Origin of the sequence: Leisingera sp. ANG-S5, assembly GCF_000813925.1 — a bacterium.
Lineage (GTDB): Bacteria > Pseudomonadota > Alphaproteobacteria > Rhodobacterales > Rhodobacteraceae > Leisingera.
In genome coordinates, this window is the sequence record NZ_JWLH01000010.1 from 232,047 (window position 1) to 250,073 (window position 18,027).

Annotated in this window: 18 protein-coding genes and 1 riboswitch; of the genes, 12 read left to right on the top strand and 6 right to left on the bottom strand. The window is 62.6% G+C overall.

All coding sequences use genetic code 11. The features are described 5' to 3' along the window. Positions 1-4 precede the first annotated feature (4 nt). On the top strand, positions 5-649 hold the full coding sequence (locus RA25_RS15685; RefSeq protein ID WP_019297328.1) for a DUF1523 family protein: 645 nt from the start codon (positions 5-7) through the stop codon (positions 647-649). 73 nt (positions 650-722) lie between these two features. On the opposite strand, the gene RA25_RS15690 is transcribed toward RA25_RS15685, so the two are convergent. Both RA25_RS15690 and RA25_RS15695 read right to left on the bottom strand, forming a co-directional pair. Beyond that, entirely contained in the window at positions 723-1,274 is a 552-nt protein-coding gene (locus RA25_RS15690) for a TetR/AcrR family transcriptional regulator (protein WP_052254273.1), read from the bottom strand. A 3-nt stretch (positions 1,275-1,277) separates the two neighbouring features. Continuing rightward, positions 1,278-1,829 (bottom strand): dihydrofolate reductase family protein, encoded by a 552-nt coding sequence (locus RA25_RS15695; protein ID WP_241477425.1) that lies wholly within the window; start codon positions 1,827-1,829, stop codon positions 1,278-1,280. A gap of 256 nt (positions 1,830-2,085) precedes the next feature. After that, positions 2,086-2,284, top strand: a riboswitch (cobalamin riboswitch). Between the two features lie 107 nt (positions 2,285-2,391). Between RA25_RS15695 and RA25_RS15700 the strand changes: the two genes are divergently transcribed. The 3 genes from RA25_RS15700 (at position 2,392) to rpiB (ending at position 5,307) form a co-directional block, all read left to right on the top strand. Beyond that, complete coding sequence (locus RA25_RS15700) at positions 2,392-3,627, top strand: aromatic ring-hydroxylating oxygenase subunit alpha (protein WP_039173675.1); 1,236 nt, start codon at positions 2,392-2,394, stop codon at positions 3,625-3,627. A 4-nt stretch (positions 3,628-3,631) separates the two neighbouring features. Then, on the top strand, positions 3,632-4,717 hold the full coding sequence (locus tag RA25_RS15705; RefSeq protein ID WP_039149637.1) for a hybrid-cluster NAD(P)-dependent oxidoreductase: 1,086 nt from the start codon (positions 3,632-3,634) through the stop codon (positions 4,715-4,717). A 140-nt stretch (positions 4,718-4,857) separates the two neighbouring features. Next, entirely contained in the window at positions 4,858-5,307 is a 450-nt protein-coding gene (gene rpiB, locus RA25_RS15710) for a ribose 5-phosphate isomerase B (RefSeq protein WP_019297322.1), read from the top strand. Positions 5,308-5,348: 41 nt separating this feature from the next. On the opposite strand, the gene RA25_RS15715 is transcribed toward rpiB, so the two are convergent. Continuing rightward, a complete protein-coding gene (locus tag RA25_RS15715) occupies positions 5,349-6,926 on the bottom strand; it encodes a DUF5928 domain-containing protein (protein WP_019297321.1) in 1,578 nt (525 codons plus the stop codon). A 142-nt stretch (positions 6,927-7,068) separates the two neighbouring features. On the opposite strand from RA25_RS15715, the gene RA25_RS15720 reads away from it, so the two are divergent. Both RA25_RS15720 and RA25_RS15725 read left to right on the top strand, forming a co-directional pair. Then, positions 7,069-7,887, top strand: a complete 819-nt coding sequence (locus tag RA25_RS15720; RefSeq protein ID WP_019297320.1) for a sulfotransferase family protein — start codon at positions 7,069-7,071, stop codon at positions 7,885-7,887. Between the two features lie 2 nt (positions 7,888-7,889). After that, positions 7,890-8,237, top strand: a complete 348-nt coding sequence (locus RA25_RS15725; protein WP_152612221.1) for a DUF6678 family protein — start codon at positions 7,890-7,892, stop codon at positions 8,235-8,237. Positions 8,238-8,694: 457 nt separating this feature from the next. Here the strand turns inward: RA25_RS15725 and ilvD are convergent, their stop codons facing one another. Together ilvD and RA25_RS15735 are read right to left on the bottom strand one after the other, a co-directional pair. Continuing rightward, complete coding sequence (ilvD, locus tag RA25_RS15730; RefSeq protein WP_019297318.1) at positions 8,695-10,539, bottom strand: dihydroxy-acid dehydratase; 1,845 nt, start codon at positions 10,537-10,539, stop codon at positions 8,695-8,697. Between the two features lie 133 nt (positions 10,540-10,672). Continuing rightward, on the bottom strand, positions 10,673-11,851 hold the full coding sequence (locus tag RA25_RS15735) for a benzoate/H(+) symporter BenE family transporter (RefSeq protein WP_039173678.1): 1,179 nt from the start codon (positions 11,849-11,851) through the stop codon (positions 10,673-10,675). 104 nt (positions 11,852-11,955) lie between these two features. On the opposite strand from RA25_RS15735, the gene RA25_RS15740 reads away from it, so the two are divergent. The 3 genes from RA25_RS15740 to smpB all read left to right on the top strand — a co-directional run bounded on the left by RA25_RS15740 (position 11,956) and on the right by smpB (position 13,976). Further along, entirely contained in the window at positions 11,956-12,516 is a 561-nt protein-coding gene (locus RA25_RS15740; RefSeq protein ID WP_039173680.1) for a helix-turn-helix domain-containing protein, read from the top strand. Between the two features lie 78 nt (positions 12,517-12,594). Next, entirely contained in the window at positions 12,595-13,449 is an 855-nt protein-coding gene (locus RA25_RS15745; protein ID WP_039173682.1) for a DMT family transporter, read from the top strand. 44 nt (positions 13,450-13,493) lie between these two features. Next, entirely contained in the window at positions 13,494-13,976 is a 483-nt protein-coding gene (gene smpB / locus RA25_RS15750) for an SsrA-binding protein SmpB (protein ID WP_039173684.1), read from the top strand. 12 nt (positions 13,977-13,988) lie between these two features. Here smpB and RA25_RS15755 read toward each other — a convergent pair whose 3' ends face one another. Beyond that, entirely contained in the window at positions 13,989-15,404 is a 1,416-nt protein-coding gene (locus RA25_RS15755) for a leucine-rich repeat domain-containing protein (protein WP_241477426.1), read from the bottom strand. Here RA25_RS15755 and sseA point away from each other — a divergent pair. The 3 genes from sseA (at position 15,373) to RA25_RS15770 (ending at position 17,904) form a co-directional block, all read left to right on the top strand. Next, positions 15,373-16,227 carry a 3-mercaptopyruvate sulfurtransferase gene (sseA, locus tag RA25_RS15760; protein ID WP_039149617.1) on the top strand — a complete coding sequence of 285 codons (855 nt, stop codon included), beginning with the start codon at positions 15,373-15,375 and terminating at the stop codon, positions 16,225-16,227. The genes RA25_RS15755 and sseA overlap by 32 nt on opposite strands. A gap of 3 nt (positions 16,228-16,230) precedes the next feature. Further along, entirely contained in the window at positions 16,231-17,415 is a 1,185-nt protein-coding gene (locus RA25_RS15765; RefSeq protein ID WP_039173688.1) for an amino acid aminotransferase, read from the top strand. Positions 17,416-17,646: 231 nt separating this feature from the next. Beyond that, complete coding sequence (locus RA25_RS15770) at positions 17,647-17,904, top strand: hypothetical protein (protein WP_019297310.1); 258 nt, start codon at positions 17,647-17,649, stop codon at positions 17,902-17,904. The last annotated feature ends 123 nt before the right edge of the window (positions 17,905-18,027 follow it).

The following is an 18,027-nucleotide window of genomic DNA, read 5'->3' on the forward strand; positions in this document are numbered from 1 at the left end:
CCCCATGCGTTTCATCAAATGGGCTTTCCTGATTACCTTCTGGGTGCTGTTCGGCGCCTTTCTGCATTACACGCTGCCGCAGTATGACGTGGTGCGGATCGTCAACACCTACGAGGAGCGGCAGGAGCTGAACGACTGGACGCGGGTTTTCTGGTCCAAGCCCGACGACCAGTCGGCGCAGCTGATCAACCGCGATGTGCAGTTCATCCAGGCAGTGCGCGCCAACGGCCGCAATATGGTCTACCGCAACGAGGACACCGGCTGGAACTGGCCGCCCTATTTCAAGTTCGACACTGCGAACCTCTATACGGACGCCAATGACAGCATCTCGACCAAGGCGAACCCGGAGTGGGTGGCGGTGATGCATTACGGCTGGCGCAACGAGTTCCTGTCGATCTTCCCCAATGCGGTGACAATCAAGCCGGTGGCGGGGCCGGAAGATAAGCCAACCAACTGGTTCTCGATCATCTTCCTGGTGCTGCTCGCGGCGCTGTTGTGGGCCATCTATGTGCGCTGGCGCCGGTTCCGTCAGGCGCGGATCGACCCGATGATCGAAAGCGCCGAGGACAGCCTCTATGCGGCAGGCGATGCCATTGCTGAGCGCAAGGGCCGGTTCCGGCGCTGGCTGGATACCTGGAAATCGAAGTGACGGGAGGGGCCGCCGGATGGGCGGCTCTGAAAGACACAAACGGATGCGCGGGCCTGAAGCGGCCCGCGTTTGTTTATTCGATCCGGTCCAGCACCCAGTCCAGTGACGGGGTGAAATCGTCAGCCGCAAGCGCCCCGCGTGGTGCCGCAGTGGCAGCGAAGGCGAAGCCGTGTGTGTAATCCACCAGCAGGCAGAGAAGGGTGCGGGCCTCTGAGCCGGATACGCCTGCGGCGGTGATTTCCGCCTCGATCAGCCGGGTCAGCCCGGTCAGGGCAGGACCGATCAGGGACGGGTTTTCCAGGATGCATTTCGCAAGTTCCGGGTGCCGGGTCACCTGGGTGCAATAGCGGGTCATCAGGTCACGCAGCCGCAATTTGGGCGTTGCCGCTTCTGACGGTGCATCCGCGCCTTCAAATGCAATGGCGACGAGGGATGCAATCATCTCGTCCCTGGTGCCGGCGTGATGGGCAACGGCCATAGGGGTGACGCCAAGCGCCGCAGCCAGTGCCTTGAACGTGAGGGCCTTGCTGCCACCTTCGTCAAGCAGCTCCAAGGCTTTCTGCAGCACATCATCCTTGCTGAGGGTGCGGCTGCCCTTGGGCGGGCGACCCATGCGCGGGGGCATTGGTCAGGCCACCTGGAACGTGGTCTGGACCATGCCGGTGGGCAGGATGCGGGAGCTTGCCACCTTGAGGTCGATGTCCCGGTCCAGGCTGCCGAACAGGGGGATGCCGCTGCCGATCAGGATCGGAACCGTTGTGATGGTCAGATCGGCGATCAGCCCCTGGCGCAGGAAGGACTGCACCATCCGGCCGCCGTCGACATAGGCGCGGGTCCAGCCTTGCTCTTGCAGCTCCTGCATAAGGTCTGCGGGTGCGGCGGTGCTGAGGCGCACCTTGTCCTTCAGCTCTTCGGGAATGTCCTGTTCACTCAGGCTGTTGCTGAGGACCACAACCGGTTTGGTGTAGGGCCATTGGCCGAACCCCAGCACGGTGCGGAATGAGCCCGTCCCCATGACCAGCCCGTCTACGCTGTCCATGAAGGCGGCAAAACCGCCATCGTCATCTTCGGCATCGGGCTGTTTGAGCAGCCAGTCCAGCGAATGGTCCTGCCGGGCCACGAAGCCGTCGAGGCTGGTGGCGATGAAGACGTGGCCGGTGGTCATCGGATTCTCCTGCATATCATTTAACTATACGTCATATAGTTAAATGCAATTCGTGTTCCAAGGGGCCAGCGTAAGATTCGCTGCGTGCGAATCGATCTGCAGCGGCTGGCAGCGCCTAACCGCATGAAAGATAAGCGCTTGCCGCAAACGGGCTGGCGGATGCCGGTTTGAGATTCTGGACATCCCTGTCCCTGCAGGCATGGCAAACATGCATGTCTTTTTCCGGTTTTGGCGGGTCGGATTTGTCTCCGCCGGCGGCGCGGGATTCGGGCATTTTCCGCTTCAGCAAGGTGCCGCCCCTAGGGGTGGAGAATTGGGAAGCTGGTGAAATTCCGGCACTGCCCCCGCAACGGTGACCCCGGGCAAGGCATGGCAATAACCACTGAAGCAGCGGCTTCGGGAAGGTGCCAGGCCCCGCCGCCGAATGGCCCCGGGACAGTCCGGAAACCAGCCTTGCCCCGAAAACGTCAACCGCGGGCGGCGGCGGGGCGGTTGCAGGCGCGTGGCCTGCAATCTCTCTATCCATGCCCGCAGCCAAGCCAACCTGCCGCGGGGATGCGGCAAAGGAGAGAAGCAGATGCTTCACGACAGCGAAATTCTGGCCAAACTGGTCGCCCGTCAGAAAAACTATTCCCTGGAGCAGGCGTTCTATACCGATCCGGGCGTGCTGGATCTGGACATGCGCCAGATTTTCTACCGCGAATGGCTGTTTGCCATTCCGGCCTGCGAAATCCCGAAGGGTGGCAACTTCGTGACCCATCAAGTCGGCACCTATAACGTCATCATCGTGCGCGGCACCGATGGCGAGGTGCGGGCCTTCCACAACGCCTGCCGCCACCGCGGTTCGGTTGTGTGCAAGGCCAAGAAGGGCAATTCGCCCAAGCTGGTCTGCCCCTACCACCAGTGGACCTACGAGCTGGACGGCTCGCTGTTGTGGGCGCGCGACATGGGGCCGGATTTCGATGCCTCCAAACACGGGCTGAAGCCGGTGCATTGCCGCGACCTGGCCGGCCTGATCTACATCTGCCTGGCGGATGAGGCGCCGGATTTCGATGCCTTCGCCGCGGTTGCGCGTCCCTATCTGGAGCCGCATGACCTGGGCAACGCCAAGGTCGCCTTTGAAAGCTCAATCATCGAGAACGGCAACTGGAAGCTGGTCTGGGAGAACAACCGCGAGTGCTACCACTGCGGCGGCAACCACCCGTCGCTGTGCCGGACCTTCCCGGAAGATCCGTCGGTGACCGGCGTCGAGGGCGGTGAGACCCCGCCGCATCTGCAAAAGCATTTCGACCGGATCGAAGCGGCGGGCGTGCCGGCACAGTTCCAGATCGATGCGCGCGGCCAGTACCGGGTGGCGCGGATGCCACTGAACGAGGGCGCCGAGAGCTATACCATGGACGGCAAGGCGGCAGTGGCCAAGAAACTCGGCCGGGTGCCCTTTGCCGATGCCGGCACGCTCTTGAAGTTCCATTACCCGACCACCTGGAACCACTTCCTGCCAGATCATTCCATCGTGTTCCGGGTGACCCCGATCAGCCCGACCGAGACAGAAGTCACCACCAAGTGGCTGGTGCACAAGGACGCGGTGGAAGGTCAGGACTATGACCTGAAGCGGCTGACCGAGGTCTGGGTCGCCACCAACGACGAGGACCGCATCGTGGTAGAGGACAACCAGCGCGGCATCAACTCGCCCGCTTATGAGCCCGGTCCCTATTCGGAAGTGCAGGAGAGCGGCGTCATCCAGTTCTCCAACTGGTACGCCGACCATCTGACCCGCGCGCTGACCGGCCGCCACCTGATCGCGGCGGAGTAAGCGTATGGGACTGCAGGCCAACTTCGAGACGCTGGACGAAACCCTGGCGTGGAAGGACGACGAGATGCTGGAATGCGTCTCTGTCGTGCCGGAAGCGCCGAACACCGCCACCTTCAGCTTCCGCGCGCCTTCGGGCGCGTGGTTCAAATACCAGCCGGGCCAGTTCCTGACCCTGGAGCTGCCGGTGCCGGGGGAGACAGTCTGGCGGACCTATACGATCAGCTCCTCGCCGTCGCGGCCCTTGTCGATCTCAGTGACGGTGAAGGCGCAAGGAGACAGCATCGGCACCCGCTGGATGCTGGACAGCCTGAAACCGGGCATGTTCCTCAAGGCCTCCGGCCCGGCGGGCGTGTTCACCCTGCCCAAGCGCCCGAACGGCAAGTTCCTGTTCATCTCCGCAGGCTCCGGGATCACACCCAGCCTGTCGATGACCCAGTACCTGTTCGACCGCGGCCAATCGCCGGACGTCTGTTTCATCAACTGCGCCAAGCGCCCCAGCGAGATCATCGCCCGGCGCCAGCTTGAGGGCATGGCGGCGCGGGTGCCGGGCATCAAGCTGCACTTCGTTGTGGAGGAGGACGACCCCTATCAGGTCTGGACCGGCTACCGCGGGCAGCTCAATCAGATCATGCTGGGCCTGATCGCCGGTGACTACCTGGAGCGCGAGGTCTATTGCTGCGGGCCGGAGCCGTTCATGCAGGCGGTGCGCGACATGCTGAACGGTCTGGGCTTCGACATGGAGAACTACAACCAGGAAAGCTTTGGCGCGCCGGTGGAGACAGAGGCAGATGCGCCGGAGCTGGACGATGTTGTTCCGGCAGAAACCGCCGCCGCCGAGATCACTTTTGCAGCGTCGGGCGTCACCGCAACCTGCACCGAGACCGACACCGTGCTGGCAGTGGCCAAGGCGTCGGGCCTCAACATCCCGTCGGGATGCACCTTCGGCATTTGCGGCACCTGCAAGGTCAAGAAGACCGCAGGCGACGTGCATATGGTCCACAACGGCGGCATCTCGGAAGAGGACGTGGAGGCAGGGTATATCCTGGCCTGCTGCTCCAACCCGATTGGCCGGGTCGAAGTGGAAATCTGATCTGTCGGAGGGCCTCCCGCGGGCCCTCCGCTCCCTTCTGGTCCGGGCCTGCGGCGATAAAGGGATTGACGCCGCGCCCGTCCCTTGGTCAACACGGGGCCAAGCCTCATACCCCCGTTGCGACACAGGACCATCAGACCATGACTGCCAGCAAACGCATTGCCCTTTCCAGCGACCACGCCGCCATCGAGCTGCGCAAGGCCGTTGCCGCCCATATCGAAGCGCAGGGCTGGGAGGTCGAGGACATCGGCCCGCAAACCCCTGAGAGCACCCATTATCCCAAGCACGGCGCCGCCGCGGCACAGCTGGTGGCCTCTGGCGACTGCACTCTGGGCATTGTCCTGTGCGGCACCGGCCAGGGCATCATGATGGCGGCGAACAAGGTGAAGGGCATCCGCTGCGGTGTCTGCTCCGACACGTTTTCAGCCAAGATGATCCGTGCCCATAACAATGCCAACATGCTGTCGATCGGCGCCCGCGTGGTTGGTGAAGGGCTGGCGCTGGAAATCGTCGATGCCTTTCTGGGCACGGAATTCGAAGGCGGCCGCCACGGCACCCGCGTCGACATGATCAACGCGCTGGAAGACTGAGACCTGGCCCTCTCGCCCGGCAGCGCAGGGCCGCGTCCCGCTCAGTCTGCAAAAAGATAACTGGTCCCGGCAATTTGCCGGGACTGATCGCCGGACAGGTTCAGAAAGCCGCTGAGCTGGTCCGCGTTTTCCTCCACGCTGCTGCTCTCCCGTATTTCGTAGAGCTGGCCGAAGCCCGCATCGCGGATGCGGTCGTTTTCATGCAGGATGTCGTTGCGGATCGTTGGCAGCAGCCGTTCGAGCGTCAGCTGCGGCGTGCGTTCGCCTGCCAGTCCGACCCGGCGGGCATGGCCGATCAGGTAGTCGTCGCTGAAATCGCATTCGATGTGCAGAAAGCGGGTCGATGACCGGTCTGAATGGAAATCGTTCATCAGGTCGATGGCGCCGGGGTCCAGGCAGATGATCAGCTGATCGGATTCATAGTATTCGAACAGCATCCGCATCAACGCCCGGCGGTGACGGGTGCGTTTCATCAGCGCCGCCTGAATGCCGCCGAGGTCGGGCAGCGGGGTGTCTTCCTCGTTGAACAGGTATTCGATTGCCGGGATGTTGGTGACCTGCCGGATCTGTTCCAGCAGCCGCTTGGCGACATGCCATTTCTTGCAGACCACGATCAGCAGCTCGCGTTCACGGCCCAGGGTGCTTTCGGTTTCCCAGAACCTGGGCGCAAAGCGGCGACCGTCGCGCCCGCGCTGGGCCAGGAACTTGTAGAGGCTTCTGCCCTCGTTGGAGATCTGGAAGTCCACCCCCTGCGCCGCATAGAGCCGCCCGAGCCGCGACTTCAGCTCCTTGGCCTCGGGGCTGATTTTGCGGGCAAACAGAAAGTCCTGGCTGAGCAGCAGGTCATAGTGATCATTGTAGAAGTTCACCGGCATCCCGTAGTCGGTGAACATCAGGAAGGTGAGGGTGCGGGTTTCGATCTCCGCTTCCGGGATCAAGTGGCGCACCAGGGTTTGAAAGAAGGTCTCGTCCGGAATCCATGTGGTGCGGAAAAAGCGCATCACGTCGCGGCGCTTGCGGATGAAACCCAGGATCCATTCGACCGTGCGGCGGCGCAGGCACCACCACTGGCTGCCGATCTGCACCTGAATATCGGCGGGAATCTCCCGCTGCAGCCCCAGCCGCTTCTGCAGGCCGTGGCTCCAGTAAAACAGCTGCTTGTGCTTGCGCTCGTTGAAGAAGTGCCGGTAGATCAGCCGCTCCTCCTTCATGCCGGTCTTGATCCAGTCGCTTTCGAAGAAGTCGAAGCTCTCGATGAAATCCTTGTCGTGCGCATCCAGGAACTGGTGGGCGTATTCCGCCGTTTTCACCGCCATGCAATCGCCCGACAGCATGTAGAAATGGGTGGCGCGCGGAAACTCCTCCACGGCGCTGCGCAGCGCATGCAGCGTCGCCTCGACCAGCGACCACTCGCCCCAGCCGCATTTGATGCGCTTCTTGGCAAAGGTAACGTTGGGGTTGTCTGCAAGCTCCGACCGGATCAGCTGGTAATCCTCCGGCGCTGCCCGCCCGTCAAAGTGGATCGCCATGCAGTCGCCGGCCGCCGTCAGCCGCTCAGCCTGCTGGATGATCGCCTCGGGGTCTTTATGGCATAGCAGAATATATGCGATTTTTGCCATTGGGGGGACGGACTGCCTTGTTCTGCCTGATTGTTTACCTTGATAAGCGCGCTGTACGCACGAATAAACCAGATAGTTCCCGTTTCGGTAAACATATGCGATTACTGCTGGGAACAGGCAAAGACGGACAAGAGGGCAGCAAATGGGGTTTCCCGGCACCTGGATGACGGAAAGTGAGAGTGTGGTCTACAGGGTGGTGCCGAAATGCGCCTGCTCGACCATCGGTCAGATTCTGTATTATTCGGACCATGGCCGGTTCTTTGACGGTGACATTCACGACGCCAAGGACGGTCTGCACAAATGGGCGCTGGAGCACAGCCAGGGGCCGATCACGCGAAATGTGCAGGGGCAGAGGTCCTATGCTTTCACCTGTGTGCGCAACCCCTATACCCGGATCCTGTCATCGTTCTTCGACAAGATCTGCGGCATCCAGCGCAACGGCAAGCGCTACCGCGGCAACCTGGTGCCCAAGCTGGCCTATGAGTACGGGATCGAGGTCGGTGGCGACGACGGCAAGCAGGAGTTCGACCAGATCGCCAGCTTCCGCCGGTTTCTGCTGTTTGCCCGCGACACCATCCGCTGGCGCCGCCCGATGGACCCGGACATCCACTGGTCGGCGATGTCGGGGCATGTGTCGACTTTCATCCTGAACGGCGGGCGCTACAACCAGATCTTCTGGACCGAGGCGTTCAATGACGGGATGCAGGGGGTGCTGGACGCGATCGAGACGCCGCATCCCGTGGACCTGACCGCAATCCCGCGCTTCAATGAAAGCGAGGGCCACGGCCCCAAACGCGCCCATCCGGTGGAGGATTACTTCGACGACCTGTCGATGCATCTGGTCTACGAGATCTACAAGCGCGATTTCGAGCTGTTCAAATACGATTTCGAAAACCCGGCCAACAAGATGCCGGTGGGCGAGATCGACCTGGACGAGGTGCACGCCAAGCTGGGGGAGTGACCGTGGCGCGAGCCTATGAGGGTTTCTATGCGGTTTGCAACCATACCAAATGGATGGAACTCAGGGCCCTGGTTCTGTCTCTGGGCGCGGATGAAAGGCCTGACTTCCGGTCCCGTTGTATTGCTAGCGGAAACGTGAGTGGTTGGGAACGCGAGTGGTTTTACCATTTCTGCGACGGCGGTTTTGCGGATCTGGAATGGGTCGAACTGCGTGGCAGCTGCCTGGCTGATGCCGAATTTCAAAAACGGCTTGCGCAGATTGGATTGGCTGGGAAAGCCGAAGGAAATGCAGTGCGCATTTTTGGCTTTGTGACATGCGGCGAGACAGCAGAGAAACTGTCCTTCGCCTAGATTTCTTGAGTGCCGAAGCGAGGGGCTCCCGCGCCATGCCGCCGCATCATAGATGCAGCAGCACAAGACTTGGGCCGGGCGCCGCTGGCGCGGCGCGGTTGCGTTCAAAGCGCGGTGGTCCCGCTTCTTTCTGGTTCAAAATACCCCCCGCCGGAGGCGCGCCGTGCGCCTGCACGGCGCAACGCCCAACGCCGCTCGGTGCACTGGCGTGAGCCAGAGGGCCGCAGCGGGGGCGGGAGAGATTGGCGGATGCAGAAAATTTTCTGAGAAGCGGTTCAGGGACAGGACTGCCCTGAACGCGCTTTCCCCATGGTAAAGCACCTGAAACCGCCTCAAGGGCAAGCGGCTGCGCCGCCGCGCGTTCGCGCGGCCCTTGACCCGGCTTCAGGCGCGGGAGCCAAAAGAAAACCCGCCGCGTAGAGGCGGCGGGTTCTGTGTGCTCCAAGTCTGAGCGGTATCAGTCCTCGTCGGGCAGCGCACGCACCGCGCCTTTGGCGGCGGAGGTTGCCAGCAGCGCGTAGGCCTTCAGCGCCTTAGAGACCTTGCGCTTGCGCGGTTCGGCGGGTTTCCAGCCCTTGGTGTCCTGTTCCTCGCGGCGCGCGGCCAGGTCCTCGTCGGAGACAGCCAGATGGATCGAGCGGTTTGGGATGTCGATCTCGATCCTGTCGCCCTGGCGCACCAGGCCGATGGTGCCGCCCTCGGCTGCCTCGGGCGAGACATGGCCAATCGACAGGCCGGAGGTGCCGCCGGAGAAGCGGCCGTCGGTCAGAAGCGCGCAGGCTTTGCCGAGGCCCTTCGACTTGAGGTAGGAGGTCGGGTAAAGCATTTCCTGCATCCCCGGGCCGCCGCGCGGGCCCTCGTAGCGGATCACCACCACGTCGCCTTCCTTGACCTTGCCGGTCAGGATGTCGTTCACCGCCGCGTCCTGGCTTTCGCAGACATAGGCCGAGCCGGTGAATTTCAGGATGTTTTCATCCACGCCCGCGGTCTTCACGATGCAGCCGTCCAGAGCGATGTTGCCGAAGAGCACCGCAAGGCCGCCGTCCTGGCTGAAGGCGTGCTCCTTGGCGCGGATCACGCCGTTTTCACGGTCGGTGTCCAGTTCCTTGTAGCGGTTGGCCTGGGAAAAGGCCTGGGTGGTGCGGACGCCGCCAGGGGCGGCCTTGAACAGCTCCTCGGCCTCCGGGTTGTTGGCGACCTTGATGTCCCATTTGGCAATCGCCTCGCCCATGGATGAGGAATGCACGGTGTGGCAATCGTTGTGCAGAAGGCCTGCGCGGCTCAGCTCGCCCAGGATCGAGAAGATGCCGCCGGCGCGGTGCACGTCCTCCATGTGGACGTTGTGGATGTTCGGCGCGACCTTGCACAGGCAGGGCACTTTGCGGCTCAACTGGTCCATGTGGGACATGTTGAAATCCACCTTGCCTTCGTTGGCGATGGCCAGGAGGTGCAGCACAGTGTTGGTGGAGCCGCCCATGGCGATATCCAGGCTCATTGCGTTCTCAAACGCCTCAAACGTGGCAATTTCGCGCGGCAGCAGGCCTTTTTCCTCGTCCTGGTAGTGACGCTTAGTGATCTCGACGATCTTGCGCCCGGCCTCCAGGAACAGACCCTTGCGGTCGGCGTGGGTGGCCAGCGTGGAGCCATTGCCCGGCAGCGCCAGGCCCAGCGCCTCGGCCAGGCAGTTCATCGAGTTGGCGGTGAACATGCCCGAGCACGACCCGCAGGTCGGGCAGGCGTTTTCCTCGATATGCTTCACCTGGTCGTCGGTGAACTTGTCATCCGCCGCCGCGACCATGGCATCCACCAGGTCGATCTTTTTCATGTCCAGATCGGCGATGTCGATCTTGCCCGCTTCCATCGGGCCGCCGGAGACAAAGATCGCCGGGATGTTGAGGCGCATGGCGGCCATCAGCATGCCGGGCGTGATCTTGTCGCAGTTGGAGATGCAAACCATGGCATCCGCGCAGTGTGCGTTGACCATGTATTCGACGCTGTCGGCAATCACTTCGCGCGAGGGCAGCGAGTAGAGCATGCCGTCATGGCCCATAGCGATGCCATCATCCACCGCGATGGTGTTGAACTCCTTGGCGACGCCGCCGGCCGCCTCGACCTCGCGGGCGACCATCTGGCCCAGGTCCTTGAGGTGGACGTGGCCGGGCACGAACTGGGTGAAGGAGTTGACAATGGCGATGATCGGCTTGCCGAAATCATCGTCCTTCATGCCGGTCGCGCGCCACAGTCCGCGCGCGCCCGCCATGTTGCGGCCATGGGTGGAGGTTCTGGATCGGTACTTTGGCATCAGGCTGGTTCCCTTAGTCTTTGCCCTCAGGGACACGATTTGCGCAATAAAGGCAACCGGCCGGGGGGCTGTTCGGTAATTTTGGCGCAGATTGCGCCGGATTTCAGTGGCGAAATGTCTCTGGGGCTGTTTCTCAGGCGCGGGTAGGGGCCGGTTCAGGGCTTTTCAGCCAGTGATTCACCAGAAGGCCCAGCACCAGCGCCCAGAACGGCGCGCCGATTCCAAAGAAACTGATGCCGGAGACCGTGGTCATGAAGGTGATGAGCGCGGCCTCGCGCCCTTGCGGCTGAGCCAGCGCGGCAGACAGGCTGTTGCCGATGGTGGCCAGCAGCGCCAGGCCTGCGACGGTGGCAACCAGCGCCTTGGGGGCGATCAGAAAGAGGCTGATCACAGTGGCGCCGCCCAGTCCCACCAGGATGTAGACAACGCCCGTCATTACGCCTGCCAGATAGCGGGTTTCGGGGTTCTCGTCCGCTTCCGGGCCGGCGCAGATGGCGGCGGTGATGGCGGCGAGGTTGAAGGCAAAGCCGCCGAAGGGGGCGAGGATCAGCGAGGCCAGGCCGGTGATGGTCAGGCTGGCGGAAACAGGTGTGTCGTAGCCGCAAGCCTTCAGCGCCACCACGCCAGGCATGTTCTGCGAGGACATGGTGACGATGTAGAGCGGCAGGCCGATACCGATCAGCACCGGAAGTGAGAAGGCGGGTATGACAAATTCGGGGCGGGCGAGCGTAAGGTCCAGTGCCTCCAGGCTGCCGAAGGCACCGGTGCTCGCGCACCATGCCACGCCTGCGGCCAGCACCGCGGGGATACAGTAGCGGGGGTACAGCTTGCGCCCGGCCAGGAAGGTGAGGCCCATCACGGCCACCAATGCAGTGTCGGTCTGCAGCGAGGTGAAGGCGGACAACCCGAACTGGAACAGGATGCCCGCCAGCATAGCGCTGGCCAGGCTGTCCGGGATCAGCCGGGAGAGGGCGGCGAACCAGCCGGTGATGCCGGTGAGAGTCAGCAGGAGCGCGCAAAGGAGGAAAGCGCCGACCGCCTCTGCCAGCGGCACGCCGTTGAGGCTGACCGCCAGCAGCGCCGCGCCGGGTGTCGACCAGGCCGTCAGGATCGGCATCCGGTACATCAGCGACAGAATCAGGCAGGTAATCCCCATGCCAAGCCCCAGCACCAGCATCCAGCTATTGGCCTGAGCCTGAGTGGCGCCGACGGCCTCAATCGCCTGAAAAATGATAGCGACCGAGCCTGTGTAGCCGACCAGCACAGCAACCGCGCCGGAGACGATGTGCGACAGCTTCAGATCTTTGAGCATGCGGCTTTTCCTTGGCGGCCGGGCAGGGTAGGGTGGCGTGCGTTATAGCGCACAATACAGTCCGTGCGTTATAACGCACAAGACTTTTTTGACGGGCAGAGACAATGAGCGATGACGGCATCACCCTGAACCTGCGTGAAATCCGTGCGGCAGCGGGGCTAAGCCTCAGCAAGGCGGCGGAGGCCACAGGTGTCAGCAAGGCGATGCTGGGACAGATCGAGCGCGGCGAATCAAGCCCGACAATTGCCACCCTTTGGAAGATCGCCAAGGGGTTCCACCTGCCGCTGACCGCCCTTTTGGGAGAGGCCGCACGGCCAGTGAGCGCCGCCACCGGGGTTTATGAAACGGTGCAGTTTCCCGGCAGCATCGGGGTGAAAATCGTCTTTCCGTTTGATCCGGTGCTGGGGGCGGAGACCTTTCAGGTGACGCTGCAGCCGGGGCAGAGCCACCAGTCGCAGCCCCATGACACCGGTGTGACCGAGGAGGTTTATGTGCTGCACGGCTCCATGGAGGTGCTGCGGGATGGCGAATGGGTGGCGCTGGAGCCGGGGCAGGGGCTGCGCTTTGCCGCCGACCAGCCGCATGGCTACCGCAGCCTTGAGACCGGCGCGGCGTTTCTCAACATGCATCACTACCGGCAGGCGGTTCTGACGCAGCGGGATTGATCTGCTTCACTTGTGTATTTTTTCGGGGCTGCCTACCACTTGCGCAAGTGATTGAGTTTTCAGGATTTGGAGCCGGGAATGGACACGCTGCGCGGAAGCCTTCTGATGGTGCTGGCCATGGCCGCCTTTGCGCTGGAGGACATGTTCATCAAATCCGCGGCTCTTGCGCTGCCGGTGGGGCAGATCCTGATCCTGTTCGGGCTGGGCGGCATGGCGGTCTTTGCCGCGATGGCGCGTGCGCAGGGTCACGCCCCCTGGCACCCGGGCTTTGGCACGCGCCCGATGCTGTGGCGCTCCATGGCGGAAGTTGTCGGGCGGCTGTGCTTCACCCTGGCAATTGCGCTGACGCCTTTGTCCTCGGCCTCGGCCATTTTGCAGGCGACACCGCTGGTGGTGGCTGCAGGGGCGGTTGTGTTCTTTGGCGAGACCGTCGGCTGGCGGCGCTGGCTGGCGATCGGGCTGGGGTTTGCCGGGGTGCTCATGATCCTGCGGCCGGGGCTGAGCGGTTTCGAACCGGCCTCGCTGTTTGCGGTGGCAGGCACGCTGGGGTTCGCGGGCCGCGATCTGGCCACCCGCGCGGCGCCCAAGGATATGAGCAACAACCAGTTGGGGTTCCTGGGCTTTGCCATGCTGGTGGTTGCCGGGATCATTGCGCTGGGCTGGACTGGCGGTGCGGTCTGGCCTGCCCCGCGTAATTGGCTGGACATCGCTGCGGCCACGGTGATCGGAGTGATTGCCTATAATGCTTTGTCGGGCGCGATGCGGGCAGGGGAGATCTCCGTCATTGCGCCGTTCCGCTACACAAGGCTGGTCTTTGCCATGGTGCTGGGGGTGCTGGTGTTCGGCGAGCGCCCCGACACGCTGACCCTCATTGGCAGCGCGGTGATCGTCGTCAGTGGTGTTTTCACGCTGCTGCGCAGCCGCAAAGCGTAACCGTATCTTGCGCCCGCCGCGGTGCGGCCTTACATCTGCCGCCCATGGCCAAGAAGAAGCAGACATCAGACCCGAACTACAAGGTGATCGCCGAGAACCGGCGGGCACGTTTCGATTATGCAATCGAGGACGATATCGAATGCGGCATCGTGCTGGAGGGGTCCGAGGTCAAGGCGCTGCGCGGCAACGGCACCAATATCGCGGACAGCTATGCTGCGGTGGAAGAGAGCGAGTTGTGGCTGGTGAACTCCTACATTCCGCCATACGCGCAGGCCAAGGTGTTCAAGCATGAGGAACGCCGACGCCGCAAGCTGCTGGTGTCGCGCAAGGAACTGTCGGATCTGTGGAACCTCACCCAGCGCAAGGGCATGACCCTGGTGCCGTTGGTGATCTATTTCAACCACAAGGGCCGCGCCAAGATCAAGCTGGGCATCGCCAAGGGCAAGAAATTGCATGACAAGCGCGAAACCCAGGCCAAGCGGGATTGGGGCCGCCAGAAGCAGCGCCTGCTGAAGGACGCGCGGTAGGCATCAGTTCTATCAGTCTTGCTGATTTGCGCCGGTAACGTATCTGGCAATCTGCTTCCGCCCCAGCAGGCGCCTGTGCGGCCCGCCTTCCGGGCCGGCGTAGAGGATCTTGAGGTTTTCGGTTCTGAGCAGCGGCAGGAGAGTTTCCTGAGGCAAGCCGATGGCCCGCAGGATAGACAGGTTTTTCAGGCCTTCGAGCGGTTGCAGATCCCGGACGGCTGTGCCGGATATTCCAAGTTCCTTCAGACCTGGCATCTGCCGGACAGGCGCCAGACTGATCACCGCAGTGCCAATTGCTGAAAGCTCACGGAGGCTTGGCCCTGCAAGCGGCTTAAGACTGCTGACAGCGGTGCCGTCCAATACCACAGTTTGAAGCGCGGAAAGGTTTGACAGGGGCGCGAGGTCTTGGACAAGCGTGTGTGCCAGGTTCAGTTCCGCCAGTCTGCCTGCGCTTGCCAAGGGCGACAGGTCGGCAACGCTGCTGCCTGTCAGGACCACGGTATGAAGGGCGGGTTTATTCTGCAGCCCTTCCAGGCTTTGCAGGCGGCTTCCGTCTGCGCGCAGCATTTCCAGACTGCTGGAGGCCGCCAGCGGTGCCAGGCTTTGGACCGGGCAACCGGAGATCCAGACCACGCGCAGGTTCGCCGCGGCCAGCGGTGCCAAATCGGAGATGCCGGTGTTGAAGGCCAGCAGATTTTCCAGCGTGGCCATTCCCGCCAGCGGTTCCAGGTCCGTGACGCCTGAATCGGCAATATTGAGGCTTTGCAGACGGTTGTAACCGCGCAAAAAGGAGATATCTGTCAGCTCCCTGATGCCCCAGACGGAAAGATGCTCAAGCCGGGTCAATTGCGCCAGCGGAGTGAAATCGCGGGTCCGGACAGAATCAAGGCTCAGCCGCCGCAGTTCCGGCAGCCGCGTCAAAGGCTCCAGGCCGGAAGCGCTCAGCCCCACTAGCGCCAGTTTCTCCAGATTGGGAAGCTGAGCCAGCGGTGACAGGTCTACGGGGTCATCAAACCCTGGTTCTGCTATCAGCGACAGGCTGGTTAATTGCTGAAACTGTACAAGTTCCTGCAAGTCCGACTGCCTTGCGCCAAGCCTGATGCTCGCCTCTAAGTTATTGTCTTTTATGCATGTACTTCCAAAGGCCGCACAGCTGGCCTGCGCAGGAAACGGCAGGGGCAGCCAGGCGGCCAGAAGGATGAATGCAAAAAAGCTGCGCAAACCGGGCATGTGATTACCTTTTCCGACACCTGCCGCAATAATGCAGGCAAGATGTTTCTGCTCCGTAAAACACACGCATAAGTCCCGTAAAGGCTTGTGAGGGGGACAGGACAGCTTGCACCGCCCTGCCACGGGATGTACCCATGGCGCTAAATGCAGATAGGGAGACGCTTTGATGCAGGACGATCCGAAGACGCTGGTTTCCACGGACTGGCTTGCCGCCCATCTGAAGGACCCGGATCTGCGGGTTTTGGACGCGTCCTGGTATCTGCCGCAGCAGGGGCGGGACGCCAAGGCGGAGTATGACGCCGCCCATATCCCCGGCGCGCGGTTCTTTGATATTGATGAGATTTCCGACAACCGCTCCGACCTGCCGCATATGGTGCCGCCGGTGGAAAAATTCATGTCCAAGCTGCGCGCCATGGGCGTTGGCGACGGCCATCAGGTGGTGGTGTATGACGGTGCCGGCCTGTTCTCGGCGGCCCGTGTTTGGTGGCTGTTCCGCTTGATGGGGCAGACCAATGTTGCGGTGCTGGATGGCGGCTTTCCGAAATGGCAGGCCGAGGGCCATCCGGTGGAGGACCTGCCGCCGGTGATCCGCGACCGCCATATGACTGTGCGGGTGCAGAACCACATGGTGCGCGATGTGACTCAGGTCTCTGCCGCCGCCAAGCTAGGCGATCATGAAATCATCGACGCCCGCTCCGCCGAGCGCTATCGCGGCGATGCGCCGGAGCCGCGCGAGGGTCTGCGCGCGGGCCACATTCCCGGCTCGCGCAATGTGCCCTTTGGCCAGGTGCTGAAGGCCGATGGCACCATGAAAGACGCCGATGGCATCCGCGCTGCCTTTGAGGCCGCTGGCGTCGACCTGAACAAACCTGCGATTACTTCCTGCGGATCGGGCGTTACCGCTGCCATCCTCAGCCTCGCCCTGGAGCGCATCGGCAAGACCGATCATTCGCTTTATGACGGGTCCTGGGTGGAATGGGGTGCCTTCCCGACCCTTCCCGTTGCTACCGGAGAGAACTGAGCAATGTTCGAAACCCTGAAACCCCAGCCCGCCGACAAGATCCTGGCGCTGATGCAGATGTACCGCGACGACCCGCGCGCGGACAAGATCGACCTTGGCGTCGGCGTCTACAAGAACGCCGAGGGCGTCACCCCGGTGATGCGCGCGATCAAGGCGGCGGAGCACAAGCTGTGGGAAGAGCAGACCAGCAAGTCCTATGTCGGTCTGGCCGGCGATCCGGCTTACTCGGATACGATGATCAAGCTGATCCTGGGCGATGCGGTTGCGCGTGAGAACATCGCGGCAGCGGCCACGCCCGGCGGCACCGGCGCGGTGCGCCAGGCGTTTGAGCTGATCAAGATGGCCAACCCCAAGGCGCGCGTCTTTGTGTCGGATCCGACCTGGCCGAACCACGTGTCGATCCTGAACTATGTCGGCATCGAAACCGTCGTTTACCGCTATTTCGACCGCGACACCCGCGGTGTGAACTTCGACGGCATGATGGAGGACCTGAAAGGCGCGCAGAAGGGCGACGTGGTGCTGCTGCACGGCTGCTGTCACAACCCGACCGGCGCCAACCTCAACGAGGTGCAGTGGAAAGAGGTCATTGCGCTGCTGAACGAGCGCGGCCTGATCCCGATGATCGACATTGCTTATCAGGGCTTTGGCGACGGCCTGGAAGAAGACGCGCTTGGCGTGCGCCTTGTGGCCTCCAGCTGCCCCGAGACGCTGATTGCCGCCAGCTGCTCCAAGAACTTCGGCATCTACCGCGAGCGCACCGGCCTGCTGATGGCTGTCTCCAACGACGCGGGCGCACAAGCGCTGAACCAGGGCACCCTGGCGTTTTTGAACCGGCAGAACTACTCCTTCCCGCCGGATCACGGCGCGCGTCTGGTGACCATGATCCTCAACGACGATGCTCTGCGCGCCGACTGGGCGGCCGAGCTGGAAGAGGTGCGTCTTGGCATGCTGGGCCTGCGCCAGAGCCTCGCGGATGAACTGCAGCGCCTGACCGGCTCCGACCGGTTCAGCTTCATCGCCCAGCACCGCGGCATGTTCTCGCTCTTGGGAACCACGCCGGAGCTAGTGGAGAAGATGCGGGTCGACAACGGCATCTACATGGTTGGCGACAGCCGCCTGAATATCGCGGGCCTTAACGCGCAGACCGTGCCGGTGCTGGCCAAGGCGATTGTTGACGCCGGCGTCTGAGCCTGAGCCACTTTGAAATTTTAGAAACGCGCCCTTGTGCGGGGCGCGTTTTTTTGGGGGGTGGCGCCTAAGACTTTTCAGAAAAATTTTGCGCGCAGGGGCAGTGATTGACGGCTTTGCGAAGGCGGGACGACGCTTGACGTTGGGTCATTTGCAATTGGGCGACGGAAGCACCAAGGCTTCGCGTTTGTGCTTGCGGAAGTCATACGCAACACAGCCTAGGAGACCGAAATGACCCTCGCAAAATCCGCCCTCGCCGTGATCCTGTCCGCGGCCGTTGCCCTGCCGCTGGCCGCCCCGGCTTTTGCTGCAAACGGCGAAGTTATCGACCGGGTGGAAAACCGTGCCGACCGCCGCGAGAACCGCCGGGATGAAGCCGTCGACACGGGTGTCTGGGACGTGGTGGAGGATCATCTTGACCGCGCCGAAGACCGCCGCGACTACCGCGACCAGAAGGCGCCCAAAGTGATTGTTGTCCCGCAGGGCTGACCCCGTTCCGCCCCGCGCCAGCGGCGCCCGGCCCAAAAGCGAAGGGTCATTTCTTGATGATCCTGCAACTGGCGGGAGCCCTCCGCGGAAACACAAACGCGGCGCCTGAAACAGGCGCCGCGT